Origin of the sequence: Janthinobacterium algoris (assembly GCF_051380935.1) — a bacterium.
Taxonomy (GTDB): domain Bacteria; phylum Pseudomonadota; class Gammaproteobacteria; order Burkholderiales; family Burkholderiaceae_D; genus Janthinobacterium.
This window is the reverse complement of record NZ_JBNYXZ010000006.1, coordinates 24499-47371: the sequence shown is the minus strand read 5'-3', so window position 1 is coordinate 47371 and position 22873 is coordinate 24499. Positions and strand designations below refer to the sequence as shown.

Annotated in this window: 18 protein-coding genes; 13 read left to right on the top strand and 5 right to left on the bottom strand. The window is 62.5% G+C overall.

Going from position 1 to position 22873, the window contains the following annotated elements; translation table 11 throughout:
* The first annotated feature begins 2 nt into the window (after positions 1-2).
* Positions 3-1193, top strand: a complete 1191-nt coding sequence (locus ACQ4W7_RS10785; protein ID WP_436530352.1) for a hypothetical protein — start codon at positions 3-5, stop codon at positions 1191-1193.
* 87 nt (positions 1194-1280) lie between these two features.
* Positions 1281-2285, top strand: a complete 1005-nt coding sequence (locus ACQ4W7_RS10780) for a 2-hydroxyacid dehydrogenase (protein ID WP_426071019.1) — start codon at positions 1281-1283, stop codon at positions 2283-2285.
* Here ACQ4W7_RS10780 and ACQ4W7_RS10775 read toward each other — a convergent pair.
* Positions 2274-2636 carry a TfoX/Sxy family protein gene (locus tag ACQ4W7_RS10775; RefSeq protein ID WP_436530350.1) on the bottom strand — a complete coding sequence of 121 codons (363 nt, stop codon included), beginning with the start codon at positions 2634-2636 and terminating at the stop codon, positions 2274-2276. The two genes, ACQ4W7_RS10780 and ACQ4W7_RS10775, sit on opposite strands and share 12 nt — an antisense overlap.
* A 135-nt stretch (positions 2637-2771) precedes the next feature.
* Between ACQ4W7_RS10775 and ACQ4W7_RS10770 the strand changes: the two genes are divergently transcribed.
* Positions 2772-3005 (top strand): hypothetical protein, encoded by a 234-nt coding sequence (locus tag ACQ4W7_RS10770; RefSeq protein ID WP_426071021.1) that lies wholly within the window; start codon positions 2772-2774, stop codon positions 3003-3005.
* The gene (locus ACQ4W7_RS10765) at positions 3002-3469 is read left to right on the top strand and encodes a MepB family protein (RefSeq protein WP_426071022.1); all 468 of its coding nucleotides are present in this window, start codon (positions 3002-3004) and stop codon (positions 3467-3469) included. The genes ACQ4W7_RS10770 and ACQ4W7_RS10765 overlap by 4 nt, the downstream gene beginning before the upstream one ends.
* A 166-nt stretch (positions 3470-3635) precedes the next feature.
* Here ACQ4W7_RS10765 and ACQ4W7_RS10760 read toward each other — a convergent pair whose 3' ends face one another.
* Genes ACQ4W7_RS10760 through tssK form a run of 4 tightly spaced genes read right to left on the bottom strand, consistent with a single transcriptional unit; the run spans position 3636 to position 10077 of the window.
* Complete coding sequence (locus ACQ4W7_RS10760) at positions 3636-4073, bottom strand: hypothetical protein (RefSeq protein WP_426071023.1); 438 nt, start codon at positions 4071-4073, stop codon at positions 3636-3638.
* Positions 4074-4123: 50 nt separating this feature from the next.
* Positions 4124-7942, bottom strand: a complete 3819-nt coding sequence (locus ACQ4W7_RS10755; RefSeq protein WP_436530347.1) for a type VI secretion system Vgr family protein — start codon at positions 7940-7942, stop codon at positions 4124-4126.
* A complete protein-coding gene (gene icmH / locus ACQ4W7_RS10750) occupies positions 7942-8721 on the bottom strand; it encodes a type IVB secretion system protein IcmH/DotU (RefSeq protein WP_426071025.1) in 780 nt (259 codons plus the stop codon). Before icmH ends, ACQ4W7_RS10755 begins: the two co-directional genes overlap by 1 nt.
* A gap of 9 nt (positions 8722-8730) precedes the next feature.
* A complete protein-coding gene (gene tssK / locus ACQ4W7_RS10745; RefSeq protein ID WP_426071026.1) occupies positions 8731-10077 on the bottom strand; it encodes a type VI secretion system baseplate subunit TssK in 1347 nt (448 codons plus the stop codon).
* A 369-nt stretch (positions 10078-10446) separates the two neighbouring features.
* On the opposite strand from tssK, the gene ACQ4W7_RS10740 reads away from it, so the two are divergent.
* The 9 genes from ACQ4W7_RS10740 (at position 10447) to ACQ4W7_RS10700 (ending at position 22866) form a co-directional block, all read left to right on the top strand.
* Positions 10447-11025 carry a tetratricopeptide repeat protein gene (locus ACQ4W7_RS10740; protein ID WP_426071027.1) on the top strand — a complete coding sequence of 193 codons (579 nt, stop codon included), beginning with the start codon at positions 10447-10449 and terminating at the stop codon, positions 11023-11025.
* A 69-nt stretch (positions 11026-11094) separates the two neighbouring features.
* Positions 11095-11604, top strand: a complete 510-nt coding sequence (tssB, locus tag ACQ4W7_RS10735) for a type VI secretion system contractile sheath small subunit (RefSeq protein ID WP_426071028.1) — start codon at positions 11095-11097, stop codon at positions 11602-11604.
* Positions 11605-11608: 4 nt separating this feature from the next.
* A complete protein-coding gene (gene tssC, locus ACQ4W7_RS10730) occupies positions 11609-13093 on the top strand; it encodes a type VI secretion system contractile sheath large subunit (protein WP_426071029.1) in 1485 nt (494 codons plus the stop codon).
* A 29-nt stretch (positions 13094-13122) separates the two neighbouring features.
* Positions 13123-13614, top strand: coding sequence for an Hcp family type VI secretion system effector (locus ACQ4W7_RS10725; protein ID WP_034752191.1), 492 nt, complete (start codon positions 13123-13125; stop codon positions 13612-13614).
* Between the two features lie 146 nt (positions 13615-13760).
* Positions 13761-14249, top strand: coding sequence for a type VI secretion system baseplate subunit TssE (gene tssE / locus ACQ4W7_RS10720; RefSeq protein ID WP_436530343.1), 489 nt, complete (start codon positions 13761-13763; stop codon positions 14247-14249).
* A gap of 2 nt (positions 14250-14251) precedes the next feature.
* On the top strand, positions 14252-16096 hold the full coding sequence (tssF, locus tag ACQ4W7_RS10715; protein ID WP_426071031.1) for a type VI secretion system baseplate subunit TssF: 1845 nt from the start codon (positions 14252-14254) through the stop codon (positions 16094-16096).
* Positions 16060-17154 carry a type VI secretion system baseplate subunit TssG gene (gene tssG / locus ACQ4W7_RS10710; protein ID WP_426071032.1) on the top strand — a complete coding sequence of 365 codons (1095 nt, stop codon included), beginning with the start codon at positions 16060-16062 and terminating at the stop codon, positions 17152-17154. The genes tssF and tssG overlap by 37 nt, the downstream gene beginning before the upstream one ends.
* Before the next feature lie 46 nt (positions 17155-17200).
* On the top strand, positions 17201-19888 hold the full coding sequence (tssH, locus tag ACQ4W7_RS10705) for a type VI secretion system ATPase TssH (RefSeq protein ID WP_436530340.1): 2688 nt from the start codon (positions 17201-17203) through the stop codon (positions 19886-19888).
* A gap of 176 nt (positions 19889-20064) precedes the next feature.
* Positions 20065-22866, top strand: a complete 2802-nt coding sequence (locus tag ACQ4W7_RS10700) for a type VI secretion system Vgr family protein (protein WP_436530338.1) — start codon at positions 20065-20067, stop codon at positions 22864-22866.
* The last annotated feature ends 7 nt before the right edge of the window (positions 22867-22873 follow it).

The window sequence follows — 22873 nt, the reverse complement described above, 5'->3', positions numbered from 1 at the left end:
TCATGGATACCAACGCCCGCCGCTACCTCGTCCTCTTCTTTGCCTGCGTGCTGGCCGCGCTGGCCCTCGTTTCCGCCGTAAATTATCGCGTCGATCCGTATTTGCTGCACCAGTGGGACACGCCGCTGGTGCAGCGCCTGCGTCCCACGTATGAAAAGCTGGCCGTGTGGGGCAAGACGTATGCCGTGGCGCGATACCGGCCCGCCGTCGTCTATATCGGCAATTCGCGCACGGAAATGGGCTTGCCGACGGGCGTGCGTGCCTTGTTCGAGGGAAAGAGCGTCTTCAACAGCGCTGTCTCGGGCGCCTCGATCGGCGACGCCATCTTGCTGGCCGAGCACGCGGCCAGGGTCAGTCATGTCGACACGATGGTGTGGGGCATCGACGCACCCTCGTTTTCCATGGAACTGGGCTCGGCCGGCGTTGAGCCGGCCTTGACGGACGGCGGCCCCGCCTTTTTCGCACGGCGCGCCTTGCTCAACCTCAAGCGCGGCTTGACGGTGGACATGACGCGCGACAGCTGGCGCATCCTCAGCGGCAGCTATGACGGCGCGTGCTTGTCCAGTCTGGCCCTTCACGGCCAGCGCGACCAGTCCTGCATCACCAGCCGCAACCATGGCTGGGCCGGCACGGCGCGCGCGTTCACGCCACGACTGCAGGAATTCGGCGACGGTCTGGGGCCGACGGCGCCCGCGCTGCAAGCCTTTGATGCCAGTGTCGGCAAGCTATGCCGGGGCGGCACGCGCTTGCGCGTGTACATCAATCCCACGCATGCGCTCACGCTCGGCGCCCTGTACTGGCGCGGCAAGTGGGACGCCATGCAGCAGTGGCAGCGTGATCTGGCGCAGATGGCCGGGCGCTACCGGCGCCAGGGCTGCGACGTGCGCGTGTACGATTTTTCAGGCTTCAACAGCATCACCAGCGAGCCGATCCCGCAAGTGACGGGCGCGCGCGAAATGCGCTATTACTGGGAAGCGTCGCACTACCGCGACAATGTGGGCCACTTCATCCTGGCGCGCCTGTTCGGCGGCGCGCCACGGCCGCCGGCGGACTTCGGCGTCGAGCTGACAGAAACCGGTATCGCCGCCCACCAGGCGGCCATGCGCGCCGCGCGCGAGCGCTACCATGCGCGGCACGCGGGCGAGACGGCGTATCTGCGCCATGTCTTGACCTTGCCCCGTGAGCCTCAATAAGCGGTAGCCAGTGCCAGGCGTACGGCGTGGAGCAGGGCGCTTGCGTTATGATGTTGTTTTGCCATTCAGCAAGTTCCAGGACTCTCCATGAAAATCGCCTTCTTTGCCAGCCAGCCCTACGACCGCCGCTTCTTCGATGAAGGTTTGCCGTTCCAGCCCGACCCTGCCGGCATCGAACTGGTCTACCACAGCGCCTTGCTGAGCCAGGAAACCGCGGTCTTGGCGCAAGGCGCCGAGGCCGTCTGCGTCTTCGTCAACGACGTGCTTGACGCGCCAGTGCTGGAAGCCCTGCACGGCTACGGCGTGCGTGCCATCCTGCTGCGCTGCGCCGGCTACAACAACCTCGACCTGGAAGCGGCGAAGCGCCTGGGCTTTTTTGTTGCCCGCGTGCCCGCGTATTCACCGGAAGCCGTGGCCGAGTACACGCTGGCCCTGGTGCAAACCCTGAACCGCCACACGCACCGCGCGTATGCCCGCGTGCGGGAAGGCAATTTCTCGCTGGACGGCTTGCTGGGCGCCACCTTGCACGGCAAGACGGTGGGCATCGTCGGCACGGGCAAGATCGGCCTGGCCACGGCGCGCATTTTCAAGGGTTTCGGCTGCACGGTGCTGGGCCACGACCCATATCCGGCGACCGCGTTCGCAGAATTGGGCACGATGGTGGAGCTGTCGCAGCTGCTGGCCGAATCCGACATTGTCTCCCTGCATTGTCCCTTGATGGAAAGCACGCGCCACATGATCAGCGAAGCAACGCTGCCGCTGATGAAGAAGGGCGCCATGCTGGTGAACACCTCGCGTGGCGGGCTGATCGACACCGGCGCCGTCATCGAGGCGCTCAAATCGCGCCAGTTGGGTTCGCTTGCCATCGATGTGTATGAACAGGAAAGCAATTTGTTCTTCCAGGACCGCTCGTCCGACATCATCGACGACGACATCTTCCAGCGCCTGATGACGTTCCCGAACGTGCTGGTGACGGGTCACCAGGGCTTCTTCACCATCGAAGCGTTGCGCGAGATCGCCGCCATCACCTATCACAACCTGCAATGCTTCCTGCAGGGCAAGGCGTGCGAAAACAGCGTACTAGCTGGCTGACGCCGGTTTTTTTGGCTTGGGCGGCGGCTTGGGTTTCGGCAGCGGCAAGGCATCCGTCGTGCGCCGCGCCAGTTGGCCCAGCCAGTCGCGCTCGTCCCACAGCCCGCCATCGACGAGGAAATACGGCTTGGCTTGCGGGTAGGGCGGCGCTTCCTGCAGCGTGCCTTGCGCGCTGATCCAGGCGCGTCCCGCGTCCGTGGGCTTGATGAACAGCTGGTCGTCGGCGACGATGGCGAACATCTTGCCGTCGCAATACAAGCCGTACTCGCCAAACATTTTTTTCGCGCTGACGCTGCCGGCGCCCGCCAGTTGATCGAGCAAAAAATCCACGGTGCCTTGCTGTGATGCCATGTTGTCCTCCGTTTGAGGGGCCAGTGTAGCGCAAGCTATTTATGCCTGCGGCCTTTTTTCTGTGACGCGCTGGCCAGCGGGCGCCCGGCGCGGCTACACTAGGGCCATTATTTATTTAGCGCGGTTTATTTTTCCATGACTCCCCACCTGATTACTCACCACGGCATCACCATCACCACCCTCGCATCGACCCAGGACGTGGCAGCCCACTGCGCGCCGGGCCAGACGGCCATCCGCGAACAGGGCGACGGCTGGTGGCTGTATTTTGTCGACGAAGACGGCACGCTCGACGGCTACGACAGCCCGTACACCAGCCACGCCGAGGCGCTGTGGGCGGCCAAGGCCGCAGCCGAGTTCAGCGCGCAATGAAGGCCAGCCCGTGGGCCTTCCTGGGATTGCCGCAAGCGCCCGTGCTGGAAGCGGAAAGCGCGCAGTACGGCGCCTGCCGTGCCGAACTGGACGGCAAGCGGCTGGTGCTGCGCATGGCGAAAACCACGCCAACGAAAATCGGCCAGTTCGTCACCGTCTGGAAGCGTCCCCATGCCGATGCCGAGATTGCCCCGTTGGACGAAGCGGACCGCGTGGATGTCGTCATCATCGCCGTTAGCGACAGCGCGCAGCACGGCTTTTTCATTTTTCCGCGCAGCGTGCTACTGGAACGCGGCGTGATGTCGCGCGCCGGCGCCGGTGGCAAGCGCGCGCTGCGCGTCTATCCGCCCTGGTGTGTGCCTGAATCTGCCCAGGCCCTGCGCACCCAGCGCTGGCAGGTTGCCTGTTTTGTGGCGGCTGGGGATCAGCCGCGGCTGGGGCGACTGCTGGAGACGCCCGCCTGATATTCCTGGCCCCAGGATGCACTGCAATAGCGGGCGCAAGTAGCGGCGAATTTGTCGTTCAAAGAGGCGAATGCAAGAAACCAGAGACGCACGGCGATATCCTTTCAGTGGCGACGGCAGCTGCTGTTAGACGCGGATGCTGTACAGCCTCCGCGCCAGCCTGGTCTTACTCATCTTTTTCAACGATGCGTATCTTCGCGCCGCCCTGGTAGTCTTGCAGGTCCGCTTCGCCATCGATGCGTATGTTGCCCTTCAGTATCACCTCCACGCTGATATCGACTTTTTTGATGCGAAACGTTTCAATGTCGGTCGGATGCACATCGATTTCCATGGAAATCGAGGCGCCTGGCGCGATCGTGGTGAATTGAGTTTTCAGCGCCGGATTGGCCAGGCCACGGCGGGCGTAGGTGACGGCGCCCGTATCGGTATCGATGAATTTGACGATCGGGCCAGACTTGCGCAGGTAGTCGAGTGGGAAACCGATATCGCGGCTGCCATCGTTGCGGATGGTGACCAGCACGTCGATCGGCTTGCGCTGATAAATGCAGCCAGTGTTGCCCAGGCATTGCAGGGAGATGGAGAGGGGCGCGTGGGTGCTCGTCATGTTGTTTGCTTTCAATGGTAGTGCCATCAGCATGGCATAGATAAGCAGGGTCAGACAATATCGCATCGTATTTTCCTGCCAATTTTTTTGCTCAGCAATTCCTGCGCTTCTATCGCGATATTCCAGCCGTGGCGTTTCAGGATCCGCGCGCCTTCCGCATACGACATGATCGATTGCGTCAGGTCTTGCGGCGAGGTGCCGTTGACGTGGCAAACGATGGGCTCGTCGAGCGTGCCGTCCGGATTGAAATAGCGTACCGTTTCTTCGAACTCCGTGTACGAGTATTCGTCGGGCATGCCGACGCAATGCCCGAATTCATGCGCATACGTGGTCAGTTCCGTTGCCAGCGACACGTTCATCACGTCGCCGGTAACGTTTTCGCGGTCATAGCGCTTGTGGATCTGCAGCGTGTAGTGCTGCTTATCGTCGACCCAGAGGACGCGGAAAACCACCGGCAACACTTTTTGTCCGCATTGCGGATCATTGATTTCAAGCCGGAACTTGTTGTTCCAGTTGCCTTCGATGCCGGCCGTCGCGTTTTTCTGCGCCACCGTCACCACGTAGGCGCGCTGCTTGGCGCGCAGCGCCGCTGATTCTGTGCCCTTGTCGCTCTCTTCCAGTGCCTGTCCTACGGCGTCGAGTACCGTGATAGCCTTGAAACGCACTTCCACCACCACCGGACGGTCTGATTTTGCCGGCACGTACAGCTTGAACCAAATCTTGTCCTTGTATTTGTGCGGCGTACCGTCGTGCTGGAAAGGCTGCGCATAGCGGCCATAAGAGGGACCGGCGATTTCCTTTTCGTAGTCTTCGATCCAGCAGGCCGGCAGCTTCACCAGCACTTCCTTGCGGCGCTTGTTGTCCACCGGCGTGGTGCTGGAGTCGCCTGCCGGCTTGTATTTCGGTTCTGGCGGGGTGCTGGCCCTGGCTGCCGGCTGCCCTGGCGAACCTGGTACCGGCGCCGGCGCCGGCGCCGGCGCTGAAGAGGGGGCGGATGCCGGTGCCGGTGCCGAACCCTGGCCGCCCACAGTTTTCAGCAGCTCGATCACCAGCGCCTCGGCGGCGGCGGCTGCAATCACGTGCGTCAAGCCCTTTTCGTCGGTCATGCCGCTCTCATAGCTGCCATCTTCGCGCTTGATGCGGTAGGGCTGGCGCGGCATCGGTTCGCCCGTGTCGCGGTCGCGCAGCACAAAGCCTTCGTCGAACAGCTTGATACGCGTGTCCGGCAGCGCTGCCAGCATGCCGGCCGCGCTGGCGCCGCCGTTGAACACATGCTGGCCGCCCTTGACTGTAAAGTTCCCAGGGCACGCAAACGTGATATTGCCGCCTTCAAGCGTGATCGACGATTGCCCGGCCTGCAGCGTGATTTTCTGATTGGCCTTGATGTCGATACTGTCGTTGACCGAGATCACGGTAATGGCCTTGTCGGCCAGGATTTCCAGTTGCCCCGTATGTGCCTGCAGCGATACGGGACCATAGGCGGCAATCGCCTGGATGCCGCCGGTGTGGGTAAACAGCCCCTGCGCACTGGCCGACACGGATGAATAGGTGTGGCCGGCCGTCATGTGCAGGTCCGATTGCGTCGTCCATTGCAGCTGCTGGGCGGCAAATAGCACGGTCGAGCCTGGCGTGGCCCAGTTGATGCTGGCAGGCGCCTCCATCAGTACCAGCGGCTGGCCGAATTTTTCCACCGGCTGGTCGGCGGCCAGCTTGCGCTCGCCTGCGCTGGCCTTCAGCGCCTCCTGCCCGCCCACACTGGCCCCGTACTTACCATCTTGCTGGGGATCGATCTGCTTGATCAGGTCCAGCTGGGCCTGTTTCGCATCCTGGCTGAACAGGGCGGTTTGTTGCTGCGCGGCCTCGGCCAACGACTCGTTTAGTTCGGCCGCGCCTTTCAGCTGGGCCAACGCTTCCGTGGTGTCGAGCTGGGTGGAGGCAATGCCCGCGCCAGTCTGTGCGCGGGCAGTGGTAGAGATGAGCACGCCTTCGCCGCCGCGTAGCACGGTCCAGGCGTCGGTGCGCAATTCGAAGCCGCTGCCGCGGTAACTGCCGCGCTGGGCCGTGCCCACGCCTTGCTGTACCAGGTAACCGAGGTTCAGCTGCGTGGCCGCGCTGCTCGTCGCCAGGCGGGTGCGCAACTGGCCCGGCGTATCGTCGATCACCCACTGGTTATAGCCGCCGCCATCGAAATTGTGGCTGTGGATGCCGGAAATGACGCCGGCGTGATTGACGTCCGAACCGACGCCGGCCGCGTAGGGTGGCGCGTCGCTGCCGGTATAGAGCTGGGCCACTACCAGCGGACGGTCCATGTCGCCTTCGATGAAATCGACCAGCACTTCGGTGCCGATGCGCGGCGTAAATTGCGAGCCCCAGTTCGGGCCGGCTAATGCTTCGGCAACGCGCACCCAGGTGCCTGACGCTTCATTGCCGGGCGCGTTGCCCTGTTGATCCGTGTTGTGCGCCATGCCGCCCGGATTCGCGGCGCTGCCGCGTTGCCAGGCGAACTGGATGCGTACCTGATGATCGCGCCCGGTGGTCGCCACGCTATCGGGCAGGCCGACCACCAGCGCCGTTTGCGGCCCTAGCGCGCTGCTGGCCTGGCGCGCGGCGGTGGCGGGCGGCACGATGGCCACGCTGGTACGCGCGCAAGCAAAGGTATTGCGGTAGGTGCCGGCCTCGAGCTGGCCATCGAGCAGGCTGGCGACGTCGCTCAGGCTGGCTACTGTCGACAGTTTCGACAGTAGCGTCGTCAGTGCGCCGCCGGCCGGGCCCAGATTGTTGCGTGCCTCGTGCTCGACCCATAGCACGGTGAACTGGTTGGCGCCGTCGGCATAATGTTCATGCTGCAACAAGTTAAAGGCGTGGCCGGCCGCCATGCGCCGCACCGCGCCAGCGCCCGTGAATTGCTTGTTCTCCAGTTCCAGAGCCTGCAACATGCGCAGGCCGTGCGGATCGGCCGCCATGCTGTCGGCATAGCGCCGTTCGCCGGAGCCGTCGTACAGCGGCAGGGGCGGCAACTCGCCCGCCTGCAGGCTCGAGCTGTGTTCGGCGGCCGGCGCCGCCAGTTGCTGCGGGTCCCAGCTGCTGATGCCGACCGCATTGGGGCGCACCTGGCGCCGCGCGCTGAAGCTGTCGATGGCGTCATCGGTATCGCTGGCGCGCACGCCGTGAAAGCGCAGGCCAGCCACGCCGGGCGTCGCCGGCGCAACTGCCTTGCTGTCGAAAATCACCAGCTTGTGCTTGGCCTGCTGTGCATTCTGTTGTTCTCCTTCTTGCGCCGCGCCATCCTCCTGCTCGTGCTCGAAGCGCCAGCTCAGGCCTTCGAAGGCGAGCACGCGGGTCAGGAAGGCCAGGTCGCTTTCGCGGTATTGCGTCCAGACGGGGCGTGGCGCCAGTTCCTGGCTGACATCGAATTCGAAGCGGACCTGTGGATAGTCGCCGAGCAGCTCGGTAATGAGGTCGCGCGCGTTCTTGTCCTGGAAGATATAGCTGTCGCGGCGCAAGCCCAGCAAGGCCAGGGCGGGCTCAAGGCGCAGCCGGTAGCGCGCCACGCCGCCGTCGGCGCCGGCAAAGCCGCAGTCGGTGCACAGTCCGTGCCAGGCGCGCCAGCTGCCGTCGGGCTGCAGCAGCTTGAGCGTGATTTCTTCGCCGAGAAAGCTGGCAAGGTCCAGGCCCGCCGCCGTGCTCAAGGCATCGACCTCGAAGCGGAACAACTCATTGACCGCCTCGCGGCCCGTCATCCGCTCGGCCATCAGCGATTCGGGCTGGTTCGATTCCTGCGCCGTGGCCAGCGTAATCAGCCGCGCATGCTGCGATAGGCCGCTGCCGAACACCCCCGGGGCAGCTTCTGTCGTTGCCAGGCCGCTCATTACGGCAACGTGATGGTCAGGTTGGCGGTGCGCGGTGCCAGCTTGACGATATCGCTGTAGGCGTTCATCTGTTGTTCGGTGTTTTTGGCTAGCATGGTGCGCAGACCCAGGTAGCCCAGTGCACAGATCAGCGCGAATACCGAGCACAGCACCCACAGCGGCACGTCGTTGCGCAACTTGTGCGCAATCTGGTCGGGGCGTTCCGCATGTGGCGCAAAGCCGGCTTTCTTGCCCTTCATCTGGGCGATCTCGTCACCCAGGCGGGCCGTCAGGTAGGCCAGTTTTTCCGAGCCTTCGAGGATGTATCGCCCCTGGAATCCCAGCAGCAGGCACATGTGGAACACTTCCAGCGCCTGCAGGTGCGCGCTGCCGCGCGCGCGCAGCGCTTCGAGACGGATGAAGAAGTTCTCGCCGGCCAGCTGGTCGCCGAACAGCACCAACTGCAGCGGGCGGCGCGCCCAGTCGTCGCGGATGGCATACGGCGAGCGCAGGATGATCTCGTCGACAGCCGCGCAAAATGCATATTTGGCGGCGTCGATATCATCGGCCGAGGCAGCATGTTTTTTTGCTGCGTTTCCGAACTCGTCGAGAAACTGCGTCATTTTTCTGATGAAGTCGGCATTGTCTTGCGGGCCGCTGCCGTTTTTCAGCATGAACAGCGCATAGAAACCGTCGTACATCAGGTCTGTCAGCGTGTGTTCGGTACCCGGGCCGGCCGGAACGCTCGATGCATAAGCGGCGGAGCCGCCGGACATCAGGGAGGGGGCGTTTGCATTCATCGTTTATCTTCAGGAAGTGATGGCGACAAGTTCAAGTTTCAGATCCCGCATGCCGGACGGAACGTAGATGGAAATCGACTGGGCCTGCAACATGCGGTCGTACATCTGGCCTTTCGCTTCGATGGTGAAGTAATACGTATCGGGCCGCACCGGCACGGCGGCCGGCACCTGCGGCGTGTGCTGCAGGCGCACGCCGGGCAGGGCTGACAGCACGAATTTCTCCACATCGTCCGGTGCGCCGATCTTGAAGCGCAGCGGCACCACGTCCACCAGTTCCACGCCCGGCATGTCGGCCGAGACACCCAGGTAAAACGCGGTTTTGTCGTCGATCTTGCCCGAATCGAGCTTGCCGTGATGGTAAGACGGTTTGACTTCGGTCAACGCAATGGCGAAATATTTCGAAGAGATTACCGTGTCGAGCAGTTCGCGGATGATCGCGTGCAAACGCGCGAACGATGGTCCGGGATCGAGGTGCTGGTAGGCTGGCAGGTCGGCCAGCGCATGGGTTTTCGAGAACGTCATCAGCGCACCGGCCAGCGCCAGCAGCGCTTCGTACAGGCGCTCCGGGTGCAGCGCCGGATGATGGAAATAATGACTGAGCGAGGCGAACGCCGAACTGGCCGTGTGCAGCAGCCAGAATGAGGACATGTCGCCGGAGCGAAATTCGATCACATTCTTGCTCGGCTCGCGGTGGTGGCCGTACAGGGCGTTGACCTTGGCCTGCAGCGCATCGATCAGGCGGCGTAATTGCAGGAACAGCAGCGGGGCGCTGCGGATCGACAGGCTCGGCGGCACGAACGACGGGTCCGGCTCAAAGCCGCCGGTCGACAGGCGCCGCAGGCGCAGCAACGGAAAATTCACATACGAATCGCGCGGTTCCGATTCGGCCACCAGACGCAGCGATTTTTGCAAGTAGACCAATTCGGCCTGCGCTGCATGGGTGTACAGGTCGGGCGTTTCCAGGTTGGCTTGAGCGTAGCGCGCTGCGCTGCTGGGCTGGTCGGGCGCGGCAAAGTTGCCGCCGAAATGCTTGAAAGCGGGCAGGGCGGCATAAAAAGTGACGGTTTGCTGTGATTGCAGCAGCTTGCTCAGGTCCAGGGCCTCGGGCAATTCATCGGCGCCGGGAGCGTTATAGATTTCGCCGTCCTGGAACACCAGCGACAGTTCCAGCAGCCGCAGCGTGTTATTGCTCAGCGCATCGCGGTCGATCTGTACGTGGTTGACACCCCATGCGTAAGGATGCAGCGCCTTGATGCTTTCGTGCAGGCGATGTTCATGGTACTGGTCTTGTTGCTGGAAGTGCTGGGGGCGCAGAAACAGACCTTCACCCCATAACAATTTGCTTGTAATGCTCATCGATTGCCCTTTTTCCGAGGAAGTAAAAGCGCGGAGAACGCTGTCGCTCCCGGGCTCTTTTGAAGCGCGATCGGCGCCTTGCCGGAGCGTCCGATCATTCAATCTTTGCGGTAAGAAATTATGTGCTTTTTTCGCAACTGCAACAACATTAACATTATCTGGAAGAAAGGTGCGTACGGTACGTTTCCCGCATGGTGCCTGCCTTTTCGGTCGATGGAAATGTGAGTTTTCGCGTATTTTCTATTGAACGGAGTCAATATTAAATCCGTGTTAGTCTCGCAAAAATAAGAATTTAGCAACTGAATTTGATAACTATAAATTGCAAGTATTTTAATGACCACGTCATCTTTTTTTGAGGGAAATCAGACCATGTCTCGCCAATTTACATTCCATTTTTTTGCCGCGGTTGCTTGCGCATTGACGCTCAGTGCCTGTAGCACCGCACCAGCGGTCAAGACGGCGGCGCCGCCCTCGCTCGACGAGCTGATGGCAAAGGCGACCCAGGCTGCCAGTTCGGGCAATAACGAAGCGGCCATGGGTTTGTGGAAACAAGCCGCTGTCGAATTTCCAGCCGATAAGAATCCATGGGTCCGCATGGCCCAGACCCGCTATGAGGCGGGCCAGTACGGCGATGCCATCATCCATGCCCAGGAAGTGTTGGTGCGCGACCCTGCCGACAAGCTGGCCAACAGCGTCATTGCGATCAGCGGACTGCGCCTGTCGACACGTGCATTGGCTGATCTGAGCCGCCAGAACAACCTGTCCGGCCCGCTGCGCACCGAATCGCAGGATCTGGCCAAACTGTTGCGCGAAAGCCTGGGCGAAACCGTGCTGGTACCGGCGCCGGCCTCGGCGCAGGCGCGCGACAAGCCGCCGGCGCGTCCGCCGCGCAAGGGCCAGGGCAAGACTGCTGACAGCAGTGCCAATCCCTTCGATGGGTTGAAGTGAAGCTGAGGCAGTAAGGCAATCTACCAGGGGCATCACGGATGCCGCCGTTTACTCGTGAAGGGATGTGTCATGTCAAAAAAAGAAAGTGTTCAAAAACGCCTGCAAAAGGTCCGGCCGCCACGCGTGCAGATGACGTATGACGTGGAAATCGGCGATGCGATTGAAAACAAGGAACTGCCCTTCGTGATGGGCGTCGTGGGCGACTTCGGCGGCAATTCCGAAGTCGAGCAAAAACGGCTGAAGGACCGCAAGTTCATCGGCATTGACCGCGACAATTTCGATGAGGTGCTCAAGGGCGTCGAGCCGCGCGCCGCGTTTGGCGTATCCAACGAGCTCAGCGATGAAGGTGGCCAGCTGCGCGTCGACTTGCGCTTCAAGTCGCTCAACGACTTCCGTCCCGAGGCGGTGGTGGAACAGGTGGCGCCGTTGCGCCGCCTGCTCGAGGCGCGTACCAAGCTGGCCGACCTGCGCAACAAGCTGGCCGGTAACGACAAACTGGAAGATCTCCTCAACGACGTGCTCAACAGCACGGAAAAGCTGGCCCAGCTGGAACAACAATCCACCGCCAAGAAAGACTGATCCCATGTCCGCTCAACTGACCCCCGCGTCCGGCGCCGCCGCGACCACCGATATCGGCTTGCTCGACCAGATCGTCGAACAAAGCAAGGTTGCCAAATCCAGCGTCGAGCATGCACGCGCCAAGGACCTGATTTCAGAACTGGTCAGCCAGGTGATGGAAGGCACCGTGGTGGTGTCAGACAACCTGGCGGCCACCATCGATGCGCGCGTTGCCGAGCTGGACAGACTCATTTCACGCCAGCTCAGCGTCATCCTGCATGCGCCCGAATTCCAGAAGCTGGAAAGCAGCTGGACCGGCCTGCATCACCTGGTCGACAACACGCCCACCGGCACCAACCTGAAGATCAAGCTGCTCAATGCCACCAAGCGCGAGCTGGTGCGCGATTTCCAGAGCGCGCTGGAATTCGATCAGTCGACTATGTTCAAGAAAGTCTATGAGGAAGAGTTCGGCACTTTCGGCGGCGCTCCGTTCGGCGCGCTGCTGGGCGACTTCGAGTTCACGCGCCAGCCTGAAGACATGTATTTCCTCGAACAGATGTCGCATGTGGCCGCTGCAGCCCACGCGCCCTTCATTTCGGCCGCATCGCCCGAGCTGTTCGGCCTTGAAAGCTATGCCGACCTCGGCAAACCACGCGACCTGGCCAAGGTGTTCGACACGGTCGAATACGCGAAGTGGAAGTCGTTCCGCGAATCGGAAGATGCGCGCTACGTCGGCCTCACGCTGCCGCGCTACCTGGGGCGGCTGCCGTTCAATCCGGCCGATGGCGCCACCGTCGACGGCTTCAATTTCGTCGAGGATGTCGATGGCACCAACCACCAGAAATACCTGTGGTGCAATGCCGCCTATGCCTTCGGCGCCAGGCTGACGGCGGCCTTCGACGACTATGGCTGGTGCGCGGCGATCCGCGGCGTGGAAGGTGGCGGCCTGGTAGAAGACTTGCCGACCCACACATTCAAGACCGACGAAGGCGAAGTGGCGCTGAAATGCCCGACCGAGATTGCGATTACTGACCGGCGCGAAAAAGAGCTGAGCGACCTGGGGTTCATTTCGCTGGTGCATTGCAAAAACACCGATTACGCGGCGTTCTTCGGCGCCCAGTCGGCGCAGAAGGCCAAGAAATACAACACCGATTCCGCCAATGCCAATGCGGTTCTGTCGTCGCAGCTGCAATACATCTTTGCCGTCTCGCGCATCGCCCATTACATGAAGGCGATGATGCGCGACAAGATCGGCAGCTTTGCCGCCGCGTCCAACGTCGAAGACTTCCTTAACCGCTGGCTGATGCAATACGTGCTGCTCGACGATAACGCCAGCCAGGAGCAAAAGGCCCAGTTTCCACTGCGCGAAGCATCGGTGCAGGTGTCGGAAGTGCCTGGTCGTCCGGGCGTCTACCGCGCCATTTCCTTCTTGCGTCCGCATTTCCAGCTCGATGAGCTGTCCGTTTCACTCCGTTTGGTCGCGGAGCTGCCGCAATCGACCAAATCCTGATTTTTTCATAAATAACCGAAAGGAATGACATGGCAATCGACGTTTACTTGCAAATTGATGGTATCAAAGGCGAATCCACCGACACCTCCCACAAAGATTGGATCGAATGCAAGTCGGTCCAGTGGGAAGTGCTGCAGCCGAAGTCCGCCACCGCCTCGACCGGCGGCGGCCATACCGCCGAACGTACCGAGCACAAGGATATCGTGGTCGCCAAGCTGGCCGACCTCGCCACGCCGCTGCTGCTGCAAAATTGCTCATCCGGTAAAACGATCCCGAAAGCCAAGTTCGAATTCCTGCGCGCTGACGGCCAGGGCGAGCGCATCAAGTACTTCGAGATCGAGCTGGAAAACGTGCTGATCAGCAGCGTGGCGCCGTCCGTCGCAGCTGGCGACATCCTCGGCGAAAACGTGTCGATCAAGTATTCCAAGGTCAAGTGGAAATACACGCAGCAAAAAGTTGGTGGTGGCTCCGGCGGCAATACCTCTGGCGGTTGGGATCTGTCGGCCAACAAGACGATTTGATCGACAACGGCCCTTGCCGGATGAAGCCGCCCCGGCTAGCCGCCGACGGTGACTCCGGCTTGTGTCTGTGTGACTGATTCTCTTGAATCATAGGGCCGCCGCAGGCCGCCCTTTTGTTCCTTCCTACTGCCAACGACAGGATACCGATGAAGGGTTTTACGCCGGGATTGTTCGACCGCCTGATGGACACCTCTGTTCAGGGCGCTTCCAGTAGCACCGTCTCGCGCCTGTCGCTGGAAGATTTGAAAGACACCGTGGCACGCGACCTGGAGGCGCTGCTCAACACGCGCACCGTGATACCGGAAGCGCTGCTGAAAAATTTTCCCGAATGCGGTCGCTCGATTGTCACCTATGGCCTCAATGATTTCGCCGGCCTGAGCTTGTCGAGTTCCGATGACCGCGCGTATATCTGCCAGTGCCTGGAAAAAGCCATTGCGCGCCATGAGCCACGCTTGCGCAGCGTGCGCGCTTCGCTGGAAATCCAGGAAGGCTCGATCAACCGCCTCAATTTCGCCATCACCGCGCTCTTGGTGGTGCACTCGGCCCAGGAACCCGTCAACTTTGACGCCATCCTGCAGCCGTCAAGCCTGCATTACACGATCAGCAAGGCGCGCCGTGCGGCGCAAGGAGCCTGAACTTGGAAGACTTATTACCGTATTACGAACGTGAACTGGGTTTCCTGCGCCGCTATTCGCGCGAGTTTTCCGAGCGCTACCCGAAGATCGCGGGACGACTGCTGATCGGCGGCGAAGTCTGCGAAGACCCGCATATCGAGCGCATGATCCAATCCTTCGCGCTGCTCAATTCGCGCATTTCGAAACGTCTCGATGACGATTACCCGGAATTCACCGAGGCGCTGTTCGAGGTACTGTACCCGCATTACCTGCGGCCGTTTCCTTCGTGCTCGATCGCGCGCCTCGACTACAGCGGCGCGGCGGCGCAGCTGACGGCCGCCACCGAGATTGCGCGCGGCACCGAGCTGGCGACACGTCCCGTCAAGGGCGTTGCCTGCACCTTCCGCACCGCTTATCCTGTCACCGTGGCGCCTCTGGCGCTGACGCATGCGGCGTTTGCCGCCATTATCGACGCGCCCGAGCAGGTGCCACTGCCGCCAAACGCCACCTCCAGCGTGAGCATCGTCATCGAAGCGACCGCCGATCAGATCAGTCTGGCGCAGCTGGGCGTCAGCAAGCTGCGCGTGTTCATCGACGGCGAGCCTTCGTTTTGCGCGGCGCTGCGCGACGCGCTGTTCATGCGCACGGTCAAGGCCTATGTGGAAGCGGATGACAGCGGACGCTGGAACGCGTTGGCGCAGATCCCTGTCAGCACCGCCGGCTATGCCGAGGACGATGCGCTGATTCCGTTTTCGGCCCGTTCGCATCCAGCCTACCGGCTGCTGACCGAATACTTCTGCTTTCCCGAAAAATTCAACTTCTTCGACATCGACCTGGCCGCGCTGTGCGCGCCGCTGCCGTCCGGCTGCCGACGCATCACGCTGCACCTGGCGCTGGCCGGCTTGCGCACGGATTCGAATACGGCGCGCATGCTGGGCACCATGTCGACCAATAACCTGCTGCTGGGCTGCACGCCGGTGGTCAACCTGTTCCGTCTGCGCGGCGAGCCGATCCGGCTGACGCACACGGCCGCCAGCTATCCGGTGCTGGCCGATGCGCGCCGCGCCTACGCATTCGAGGTGCAAGCCATCGAATCGGTCAAGCTGGTGCGCCAGACGCCGCAAGGCGAGTCGATCACCGAATTTCGCCCGTTCTACTCGCTGCGCCACGGCCAGATGCCCGCCAAAGATGGCCATTACTGGGTGATGCGGCGCGATGACGCAATCAGCGAAAAAAGCCCCGGCTATGAGACCGAGATTTCCATCGTCGACATCGATTTTGATCCGGCAGCGATTGAAACCGATACCCTGAGCTTGGAATTGAGCTGTACTAACCGCGATCTGCCGGCGCAACTTACCTATGGCCTGCGCGGCGGCGACCTGTTCCTGGAAGGCGGATCAAGCGTGCGCAGCATCAACTTCCTGCGCAAGCCGACCGAGTCGCACCGTTTTGAGCGGGGCCGCGGCGCGCACTGGCGCTTGATCTCGCACCTGTCGCTGAACCATCTGTCGCTGTCGGGCAGCGGCCTGGAAGCGTTCCAGGAAATGTTGACCCTGTATGACTTGCCCCGATCGGCAACCTCGCAACGGCAGATCAGCGGCATTGCGGCGATCGACCACAAGGCGGCGAACGCCTGGCTGCCAGGCAATCCCTTCGCCTGCCTGGTGCGCGGCCTGGAAGTGCGGCTGACGCTCGATGAGGAAGCCTTCGTCGGCAGCGGCATCCATGCGTTTGCCCATATCGTCGAGTGTTTTCTCGGCCTGTACGTGCATGCCAACAGTTTCACGCAACTGGTGGTGCTGTCGAAAAAATCGGGAGAGGAGTTGTTGCGATGCAAACCACGCAGCGGCGATTTGAGCCTAGTGTAATCGAGCGCCTGTTCGCCGAGCCTTACCGCTTCCAGTACTTCCAGGCGGTACGCATGCTTGAACTCTGGCTGGTTCGCAACGGCATGGCGCGCGAGGGCGCGGTGGCCAATTTCCTGCGCTTTCAAAATTCGCTGTCGCTCAACTTTGCGCCCAGCCAGCTTGAAGCGGTGCATGCCGAACCGCGCGCGCTGGGCGCTCTGGCGGCCGACATGCGCGCGCTGGGTGCGGCCGTGCGGCACGGCGAGCTGAAATACGTCCGCATCACGCCTGCCTTCATGGGCTTTCTCGGCGTGGCCGGCGCGCTGCCGGCCCATTACACCGAAAGCATCGCCGCGCACCAGCTATACGAAAAGGACGAAGGACCGCGCGCCTTTCTCGACACTTTTTCCAGCCGCGCACTGGCGCTGTTCTACGAAGCGTGGAGCAAGTACCGCCTGGAACTCAAATACCAGCTCGATGGCAGGGACAAGTTCTTGCCGCTGCTGCTATCGCTGGCGGGCCTGGGCCATGCGTCGCTGCGCCAGCGCCTGTACGACGATGGCGATGGCGTCCTCGACGAGTCGGTGGGTTTTTTTGTCGCCGCCATGCGGCACCGGCCGCCATCGGCGGTGGCGATCGGCCAAGTATTGTCCGCCTATTTTGGCCAGTCCATCAAGGTGACCCAGTTTGTCGGCTGCTGGTACGACGTGCCGCGCGACCAGCAAAGCTGCCTGGGTGGCATGAACGCCATGCTGGGTTCGACCGCGCTGGTCGGCGCGCGCGTCTGGCAGCGCGATTTGCGCATGCGGCTGGTCGTCGGCCCGCTGGCGCGCGTCCATTTCGACGCCTTTCTGCCGGGCGGCGCGGCGGCACGCGCGCTGGAAAAAATGCTCACCATGTTTACCGGCTTGTGCCTCGAATACGAAGTGCAACTGGTGTTGCGCGCCGATGATGTGCACGGCGTCACGCTGGAGCAACCGCGCAGCGGCGGGCGGCTGGGCTGGGACAGTTTCCTGATCACCGCCGGCGCCGCGCAAGACCGCAGCGACGTGCGCTACGAACTGCATACGCTGGCATGAACCATCTTCTCTTTTTTAGCCGTTTCCACACAAGGACCTTTGCCCCATGAGCATCAACCTCAAGACGCTGATCAGCAAGCTCAATGACACCAGTCGCACCGCCGCCACCCGCGCCGCCGGCATCTGCGTCGGCCTCGGACAATACGAGGTCGACCTGGAACATCTGTTCCTGGCCCTGCTGGAACAGCCGGCCAGCGACTTTGCGCTGATCGCCCGCCACAGCGGCATCAGCGTCAGCATGCTCGAAGCGGACCTTCAGGCCGAAGTGGCGCGCCTGCAGACCGGCAATGCGCGCACCCCTGTGTTCTCGCCAAGGTTGCCGAAGCTGTTTGAAAACGCCTGGCTGATTGCGTCGCTCGACGTGCAGGCAGGCCGCCAGGCCAGCATCCGCAGCGCCCATCTGCTGCAGGCGTTGCTGACCGACCCGGAGCTGGCGCAGCTGGCTTACCGCGGATCGAAACTGTTCAATACATTCAAGCTCGATGACCTGAAGCACAACCTCGACAAGATCACGCAAGGCTCGCAGGAGGCGGCAGGCGTCTCGGCTTCCGATGGCGATGACGGGGAGGGCGGCGAGGGAGGAGGAGACCCCGTCGGCGAACTCGAAGGACGCGCGGCCGCCTCGAAAACCCCGGCACTGGACCAGTTCACCACCAACCTGACGGCGCGCGCGCGCGACGGCAAGGTCGACCCGGTGATCGGGCGCGATGCCGAGATACGCCAGGCGATCGATATCCTGATGCGCCGCCGCCAGAACAACCCCATCCTGACGGGCGAGGCGGGCGTGGGCAAGACGGCCGTGGTCGAAGGATTGGCCCTGCGCATCGCGCAGGACGACGTGCCCGATGTATTGGAGGGCGTCGAGATCCATACGCTGGACATGGGCCTGCTGCAAGCCGGCGCCAGCGTCAAGGGCGAGTTCGAGAACCGCCTGAAAAACGTCATCGATGAAGTCAAGAAAAGCCCGCACGCCATCATCCTGTTCATCGACGAAGCGCACACCATGATCGGCGCCGGCGGCACGGCCGGCCAGAACGACGCGGCCAACCTGCTCAAGCCGGCATTGGCGCGCGGCGAGCTGCGCACGATTGCCGCCACCACCTGGGGCGAATACAAGAAGTACTTTGAAAAGGACGCCGCGCTGGCGCGCCGCTTCCAGGTCGTCAAGATCGAGGAGCCCAGCGAGGAACTGGCCTGCGCCATGTTGCGCGGCATGGCGCCGCTGATGGAAAAGCATTTCAATGTGCGCATCTATGACGAAGCCATCACCGAAGCGGTACGGCTGTCGCATCGCTACATCATGGGTCGCCAGCTGCCCGACAAGGCCATCAGCGTGCTCGATACCGCCTGCGCCAAGGTAGCGCTGGGCCAGAACGCGACGCCGGCCCTGCTGGAAAACCTGGTCAAAAAGCTCGACCGCATCGATGCCGAAGTCGCTACGCTCGAACGTGAGGAAAAGAGCGGTGGGAACCACCCGGTGCGCCTGAAAGACTTGCGCGCGCAGCGCACCACCGCTGCAAGCGAGCATGCGGTACTTGCCGCGCGCTGGGAAAACGAAAAGACCCTGAGCGGGAAGGTCAAGGCGGCCCGCCATGACCTGGAAAGCGCGGGCGCCGGCCAGACAGGCACGAAAGCGGACGCCAGCCAGGTCGGCGACCTGCAAGCCTTGCTCAAGGACTTGCGCGCACTGCAGGGCGAAACGCCGATGGTGCCGGTGCAGGTCGACGGTCACGTGGTGGCCGAAATCGTCGCTGGCTGGACCGGCATCCCGCTCGGCAAAATGGTCAAGGATGAAATCCGCACGGTATTGAAGCTGAAGGACATGCTGGAGGAGCGCGTGCTGGGCCAGTCGCATGCGATCGAGGCGGTGGCGCAGCGCGTGCGTACCTCGCGCGCCAACCTGGACGATCCGAACAAGCCGAAGGGCGTGTTCCTGTTCGTCGGCCCGTCCGGCGTGGGCAAGACGGAAACGGCACTGGCGCTGGCCGACGTGCTGTATGGCGGCGAACGCAAGCTGATCACCATCAACATGAGCGAATACCAGGAAGCGCACAGCGTGTCGGGTCTGAAAGGCTCGCCGCCCGGCTATGTCGGCTACGGCGAAGGCGGCGTGCTGACCGAGGCGGTGCGGCGCAACCCGTACAGCGTGGTGCTGCTCGATGAAGTGGAAAAAGCCCATCCGGACGTGCTCGAGCTGTTCTTCCAGGTCTTCGACAAGGGCGTGATGGAGGATGCCGAAGGGCGCGAGATCGACTTTAAAAATACCATCATCATCCTGACCTCGAACGTCGGTTCGAGCATCCTGATGCAAGCCTGCCTGAATGTGGCGTCACCAGACTTGCCGACGCCGGAACAGCTGGAGGAAAAGATCCGCCCGCAACTGGTGAAGACTTTCAAGCCGGCCTTCCTGGGACGCTTGAAAGTGATTCCTTTCTATCCGATCTCGGACGACGTGCTGGTCAATATCATCGGCCTGAAACTGGGCAAGATCGCCCAGCGCATCGCAGCCAATCACAAGGCCGAATTCAGCTACGACGAAGCGCTGGTTGACGCCGTGCTTGCGCGCTGCACCGAAGTCGATTCGGGCGCGCGCAATGTCGACAATATCCTCAACGGCAGCGTGCTGCCCGAGATCGCCGAGTCGGTGCTGGCCAAAATGGCCGAAGGCGCGGCCATCACGAAAATCAAGGTCAGCGCCAGCAAGCAAGGGCAGTTCAAGTACACGATCAAGTAAGCGCTGCAGCCATGGTGCGTGAAAAAGGATGGGTGGCAGATGCAATTTGCCCGCTACAGCACGGACAGCACGGGGCAATCTGTTCACCCCGTTTCAAGCGCGCTCCTGCGATATACATTCCTCGCTACAATAATTGTTAAATATGCAAAGCATAGTAAACGACTGACGGGAACCGCATGCCATCCACTTCAAGCGACAAGATTGCAGACGCGCTGGCTGCTTTCACGAGCGCCACGCGGCTGTACGAACTGACCATCGGCGAGGAGGCGGACAGCGGCTTGCTGGTCGAAGCCTTTGCCGCCGACGAGCAATTGCAGGTGATCGGCGCGCGCGAGATTATCGCCCTGTCCACCAGCGCCCATGTTGCGCTGGCATCCCTGCTGGGCCAGCCTGCCAGCCTGCATATCAGCCTGGCAGACGGCACGCGCACCCAGTTTTCCGGCTATATCAGCGCCGCAGCCATGCTCGGCAGCAATGGCGGACTGGCGCGCTACCGCTTGCGCATCACGCCGTGGCTGTGGCTGCTGACGCAAGTGCGTAACAGCCGCGTCTGGCAAGACAAAACCGTGACAGCCATCGTCGACGAGGTATTGCAGGCGTATGCGCCGCACGCGCTGTGGCGCTGGAGCGACGAGGTCGCGTCGTGCATGCAGGAAGCGGGCGAACGCAGCTATTGCTGCCAGTACCGCGAATCGGATTTCGATTTCGTGCGCCGGCTGCTGACCGAAGAAGGGCTGGCCTGGCGGTTTGACGGTCAGACCCTGATCGTCTTTGCCGACAGCAGCCAGGCTTGTGCCACGCCCGAGGACGCCAGCAGCGTGCAAGGCAGCGGCATCCGCTTTCATGGCGCGCGCGTCGGCGAACCGGGCGACAGCGTGCAAGCCTTGAGCGGGCGGCGCAGCCTGCATGTCGGGCTGAGCAGCGTGCTCAGTTACGATTACAAGGCCAAGAAGGCGGTCGCGGCCAGCGTGCCGACGAATATGGTTCTCGGCGGCAAGAACGCTCCGCTGCTGGAAAGCTACGATACGCCGGGCCAGTACTGGTACGCCAGCGCCGCCCAGGCGCAGCGCTACGCGCGGTTGCAGATGCAGGCCCATGAAGCGCGCGCCCAGCAGTGGCAGGCGCGTTCGACCGTGCGCACCCTGCGCGCCGGCACGCGCTTTACCCTGACGCAGGGACCGTTGCAGCCAGCCGACGGTGCCGCACCCGAGTATGTCGTGCTGCGCGTGGCCAGCATCGGCGTCAACAACCTGCCGGCCCCGGCGCTGGAAGGACTGGCGGAACTGTTCGGCCCGATAGCGGAATTGCTGGAAGAAAGCGTGGCAGAGTGGGGTGCAGGGTTTCCCGATTTCGCCGCCGCGATTGCCCAGGCGCAAGCCAGCGGTTACGCCAACTGCATCGACATGATCAGTGCAGCGACCCCGTGGCGTCCGGTGCAAGTTGGCAACGATGCGCGCCAGCACGCCACGCCGACAGCCCTGGGCAGCCAGAGCGCCATCGTCGTGGGCGCCGATGGCAATGACGTGGCCAGCGGCGCCGATGAAATCTATTGCGACAAGCTGGGCCGGGTGCGCATCCGCTTTCACTGGCAGAAAGAGACCGGCGCGACCTGCTGGGTACGCGTGGCGCAGCGTGCGGCCGGCGGCGGCATGGGCAGCCAGTTCCTGCCGCGTATCGGCCAGGAAGTGCTGGTGCAATTTCTGGAAAACGATATCGACCGGCCCGTCATCGTCGGCGCGCTGTACAACGGGCAGGGCGAGGGCGGCACCAAACCAACCCCGGGTGGCATTGTGCGTGATCAAAACGATGCCGGCGTGTTCCAGCCGGCGCATGACCACGCCATCGCGGGCCAGGGCAATGTGGCGGGCGGCAACAGTCCGCTGTGGCATGGCGCCGCAGGTGCCAGCGCGGCGCACCGCAATGGCGCAGCGCAATGGGGCATCCGCAGCAAGGAGTTCGGCAAGGCGGGCAGCGCGGCGGGCTATAACCAGTTGCTGTTCGACGACACCGACAGCCAGGGCCGCGTGCAACTGAAAAGCAGTCATGCGGCCAGCGAACTGAGCCTGGGCCATCTGATCCATGGCGCCGACAATTATCGCGGCAGCCTGCGCGGCGCCGGTGCGGAGTTGCGCACCGATGCGTATGGCGCGGTGCGCGCCAAGGCGGGCTTGCTGGTGAGCAGCTATGTGCTCAGGCACGACGCCGCGCAACGCGATCCGGCCGGCGACAACGCCGGCGGCATGGCATTGTTGAAACAGGCGGTGCTGCTGGGCGAAACATTCAACACTGCCGCCAAGACGCATCAAACGGTGACGTACGCCAGCCACATCGGCGCCAGCGCGCCGGACGCCAGCGAGCTCGACGACAAGGCCGCGCCACTCAAGGCGATGCTGGCCAGCGTTTCCGGCATGCACGACCAGTTGCCGCAAACAAAGGATGCCATCATCGCGATTGCCGCCAGGGCCGGACTGGGCGTGATCGCGGGGCAAGACCTGCAACTGGCCAATGGCGAAACCGTCACCATGATGAGTGGCCAGGATACCCAGTTCAGCAGCGGCGGAAAACTGCGCGTGCATAGCGGCCAAGCCATCGGAGTGCTGGCCGGCGTGGTCAAGGCGGGCGAGAACAATATCGGCCTGCAACTGATCGCCGCCAAACAGGCCATCGACCTGCAGGCGCAGGCCGACGTGCTCAACGTGCAGGCGCGCGAGGAAGTCAATATCGTCAGCGCCAACGCGCACATCGACTGGGCGGCTGCAAAAAGCATCCGCCTGTCGACGTCGGGCGGGGCCAACATCACCATCGAGGGCGGCAATATCACGATCCAGTGCCCGGGCAAGATCACGGTATATGCCGGTAGGAAGAGTTTTATCGGGCCCACGCGCGCGCCGTATGTGATGCCGCCATTGCCATCGAGCACCTGCAAAAACTGCATTTTGAGCGCCATGCAACAGGGCGCAGCGGGAGTGCTGCGTTGAGGCCCGA

Bases quoted from the DNA above. Each gene is read 5' to 3' on its own strand.
- ACQ4W7_RS10755 (WP_436530347.1), bottom strand. From the start codon at position 7,942: ATGAGCGGCCTGGCAACGACAGAAGCTGCCCCGGGGGTGTTCGGCAGC.
- tssB (WP_426071028.1), top strand. From the start codon at position 11,095: ATGTCAAAAAAAGAAAGTGTTCAAAAACGCCTGCAAAAGGTCCGGCCG.
- tssH (WP_436530340.1), top strand. From the start codon at position 17,201: ATGAGCATCAACCTCAAGACGCTGATCAGCAAGCTCAATGACACCAGT.
- tssC (WP_426071029.1), top strand. From the start codon at position 11,609: ATGTCCGCTCAACTGACCCCCGCGTCCGGCGCCGCCGCGACCACCGAT.
- icmH (WP_426071025.1), bottom strand. From the start codon at position 8,721: ATGAATGCAAACGCCCCCTCCCTGATGTCCGGCGGCTCCGCCGCTTAT.
- tssE (WP_436530343.1), top strand. From the start codon at position 13,761: ATGAAGGGTTTTACGCCGGGATTGTTCGACCGCCTGATGGACACCTCT.
- tssK (WP_426071026.1), bottom strand. From the start codon at position 10,077: ATGAGCATTACAAGCAAATTGTTATGGGGTGAAGGTCTGTTTCTGCGC.
- ACQ4W7_RS10770 (WP_426071021.1), top strand. From the start codon at position 2,772: ATGACTCCCCACCTGATTACTCACCACGGCATCACCATCACCACCCTC.
- ACQ4W7_RS10765 (WP_426071022.1), top strand. From the start codon at position 3,002: ATGAAGGCCAGCCCGTGGGCCTTCCTGGGATTGCCGCAAGCGCCCGTG.
- ACQ4W7_RS10785 (WP_436530352.1), top strand. From the start codon at position 3: ATGGATACCAACGCCCGCCGCTACCTCGTCCTCTTCTTTGCCTGCGTG.
- ACQ4W7_RS10780 (WP_426071019.1), top strand. From the start codon at position 1,281: ATGAAAATCGCCTTCTTTGCCAGCCAGCCCTACGACCGCCGCTTCTTC.
- ACQ4W7_RS10740 (WP_426071027.1), top strand. From the start codon at position 10,447: ATGTCTCGCCAATTTACATTCCATTTTTTTGCCGCGGTTGCTTGCGCA.
- ACQ4W7_RS10700 (WP_436530338.1), top strand. From the start codon at position 20,065: ATGCCATCCACTTCAAGCGACAAGATTGCAGACGCGCTGGCTGCTTTC.
- tssG (WP_426071032.1), top strand. From the start codon at position 16,060: ATGCAAACCACGCAGCGGCGATTTGAGCCTAGTGTAATCGAGCGCCTG.
- ACQ4W7_RS10725 (WP_034752191.1), top strand. From the start codon at position 13,123: ATGGCAATCGACGTTTACTTGCAAATTGATGGTATCAAAGGCGAATCC.
- ACQ4W7_RS10775 (WP_436530350.1), bottom strand. From the start codon at position 2,636: ATGGCATCACAGCAAGGCACCGTGGATTTTTTGCTCGATCAACTGGCG.
- ACQ4W7_RS10760 (WP_426071023.1), bottom strand. From the start codon at position 4,073: ATGACGAGCACCCACGCGCCCCTCTCCATCTCCCTGCAATGCCTGGGC.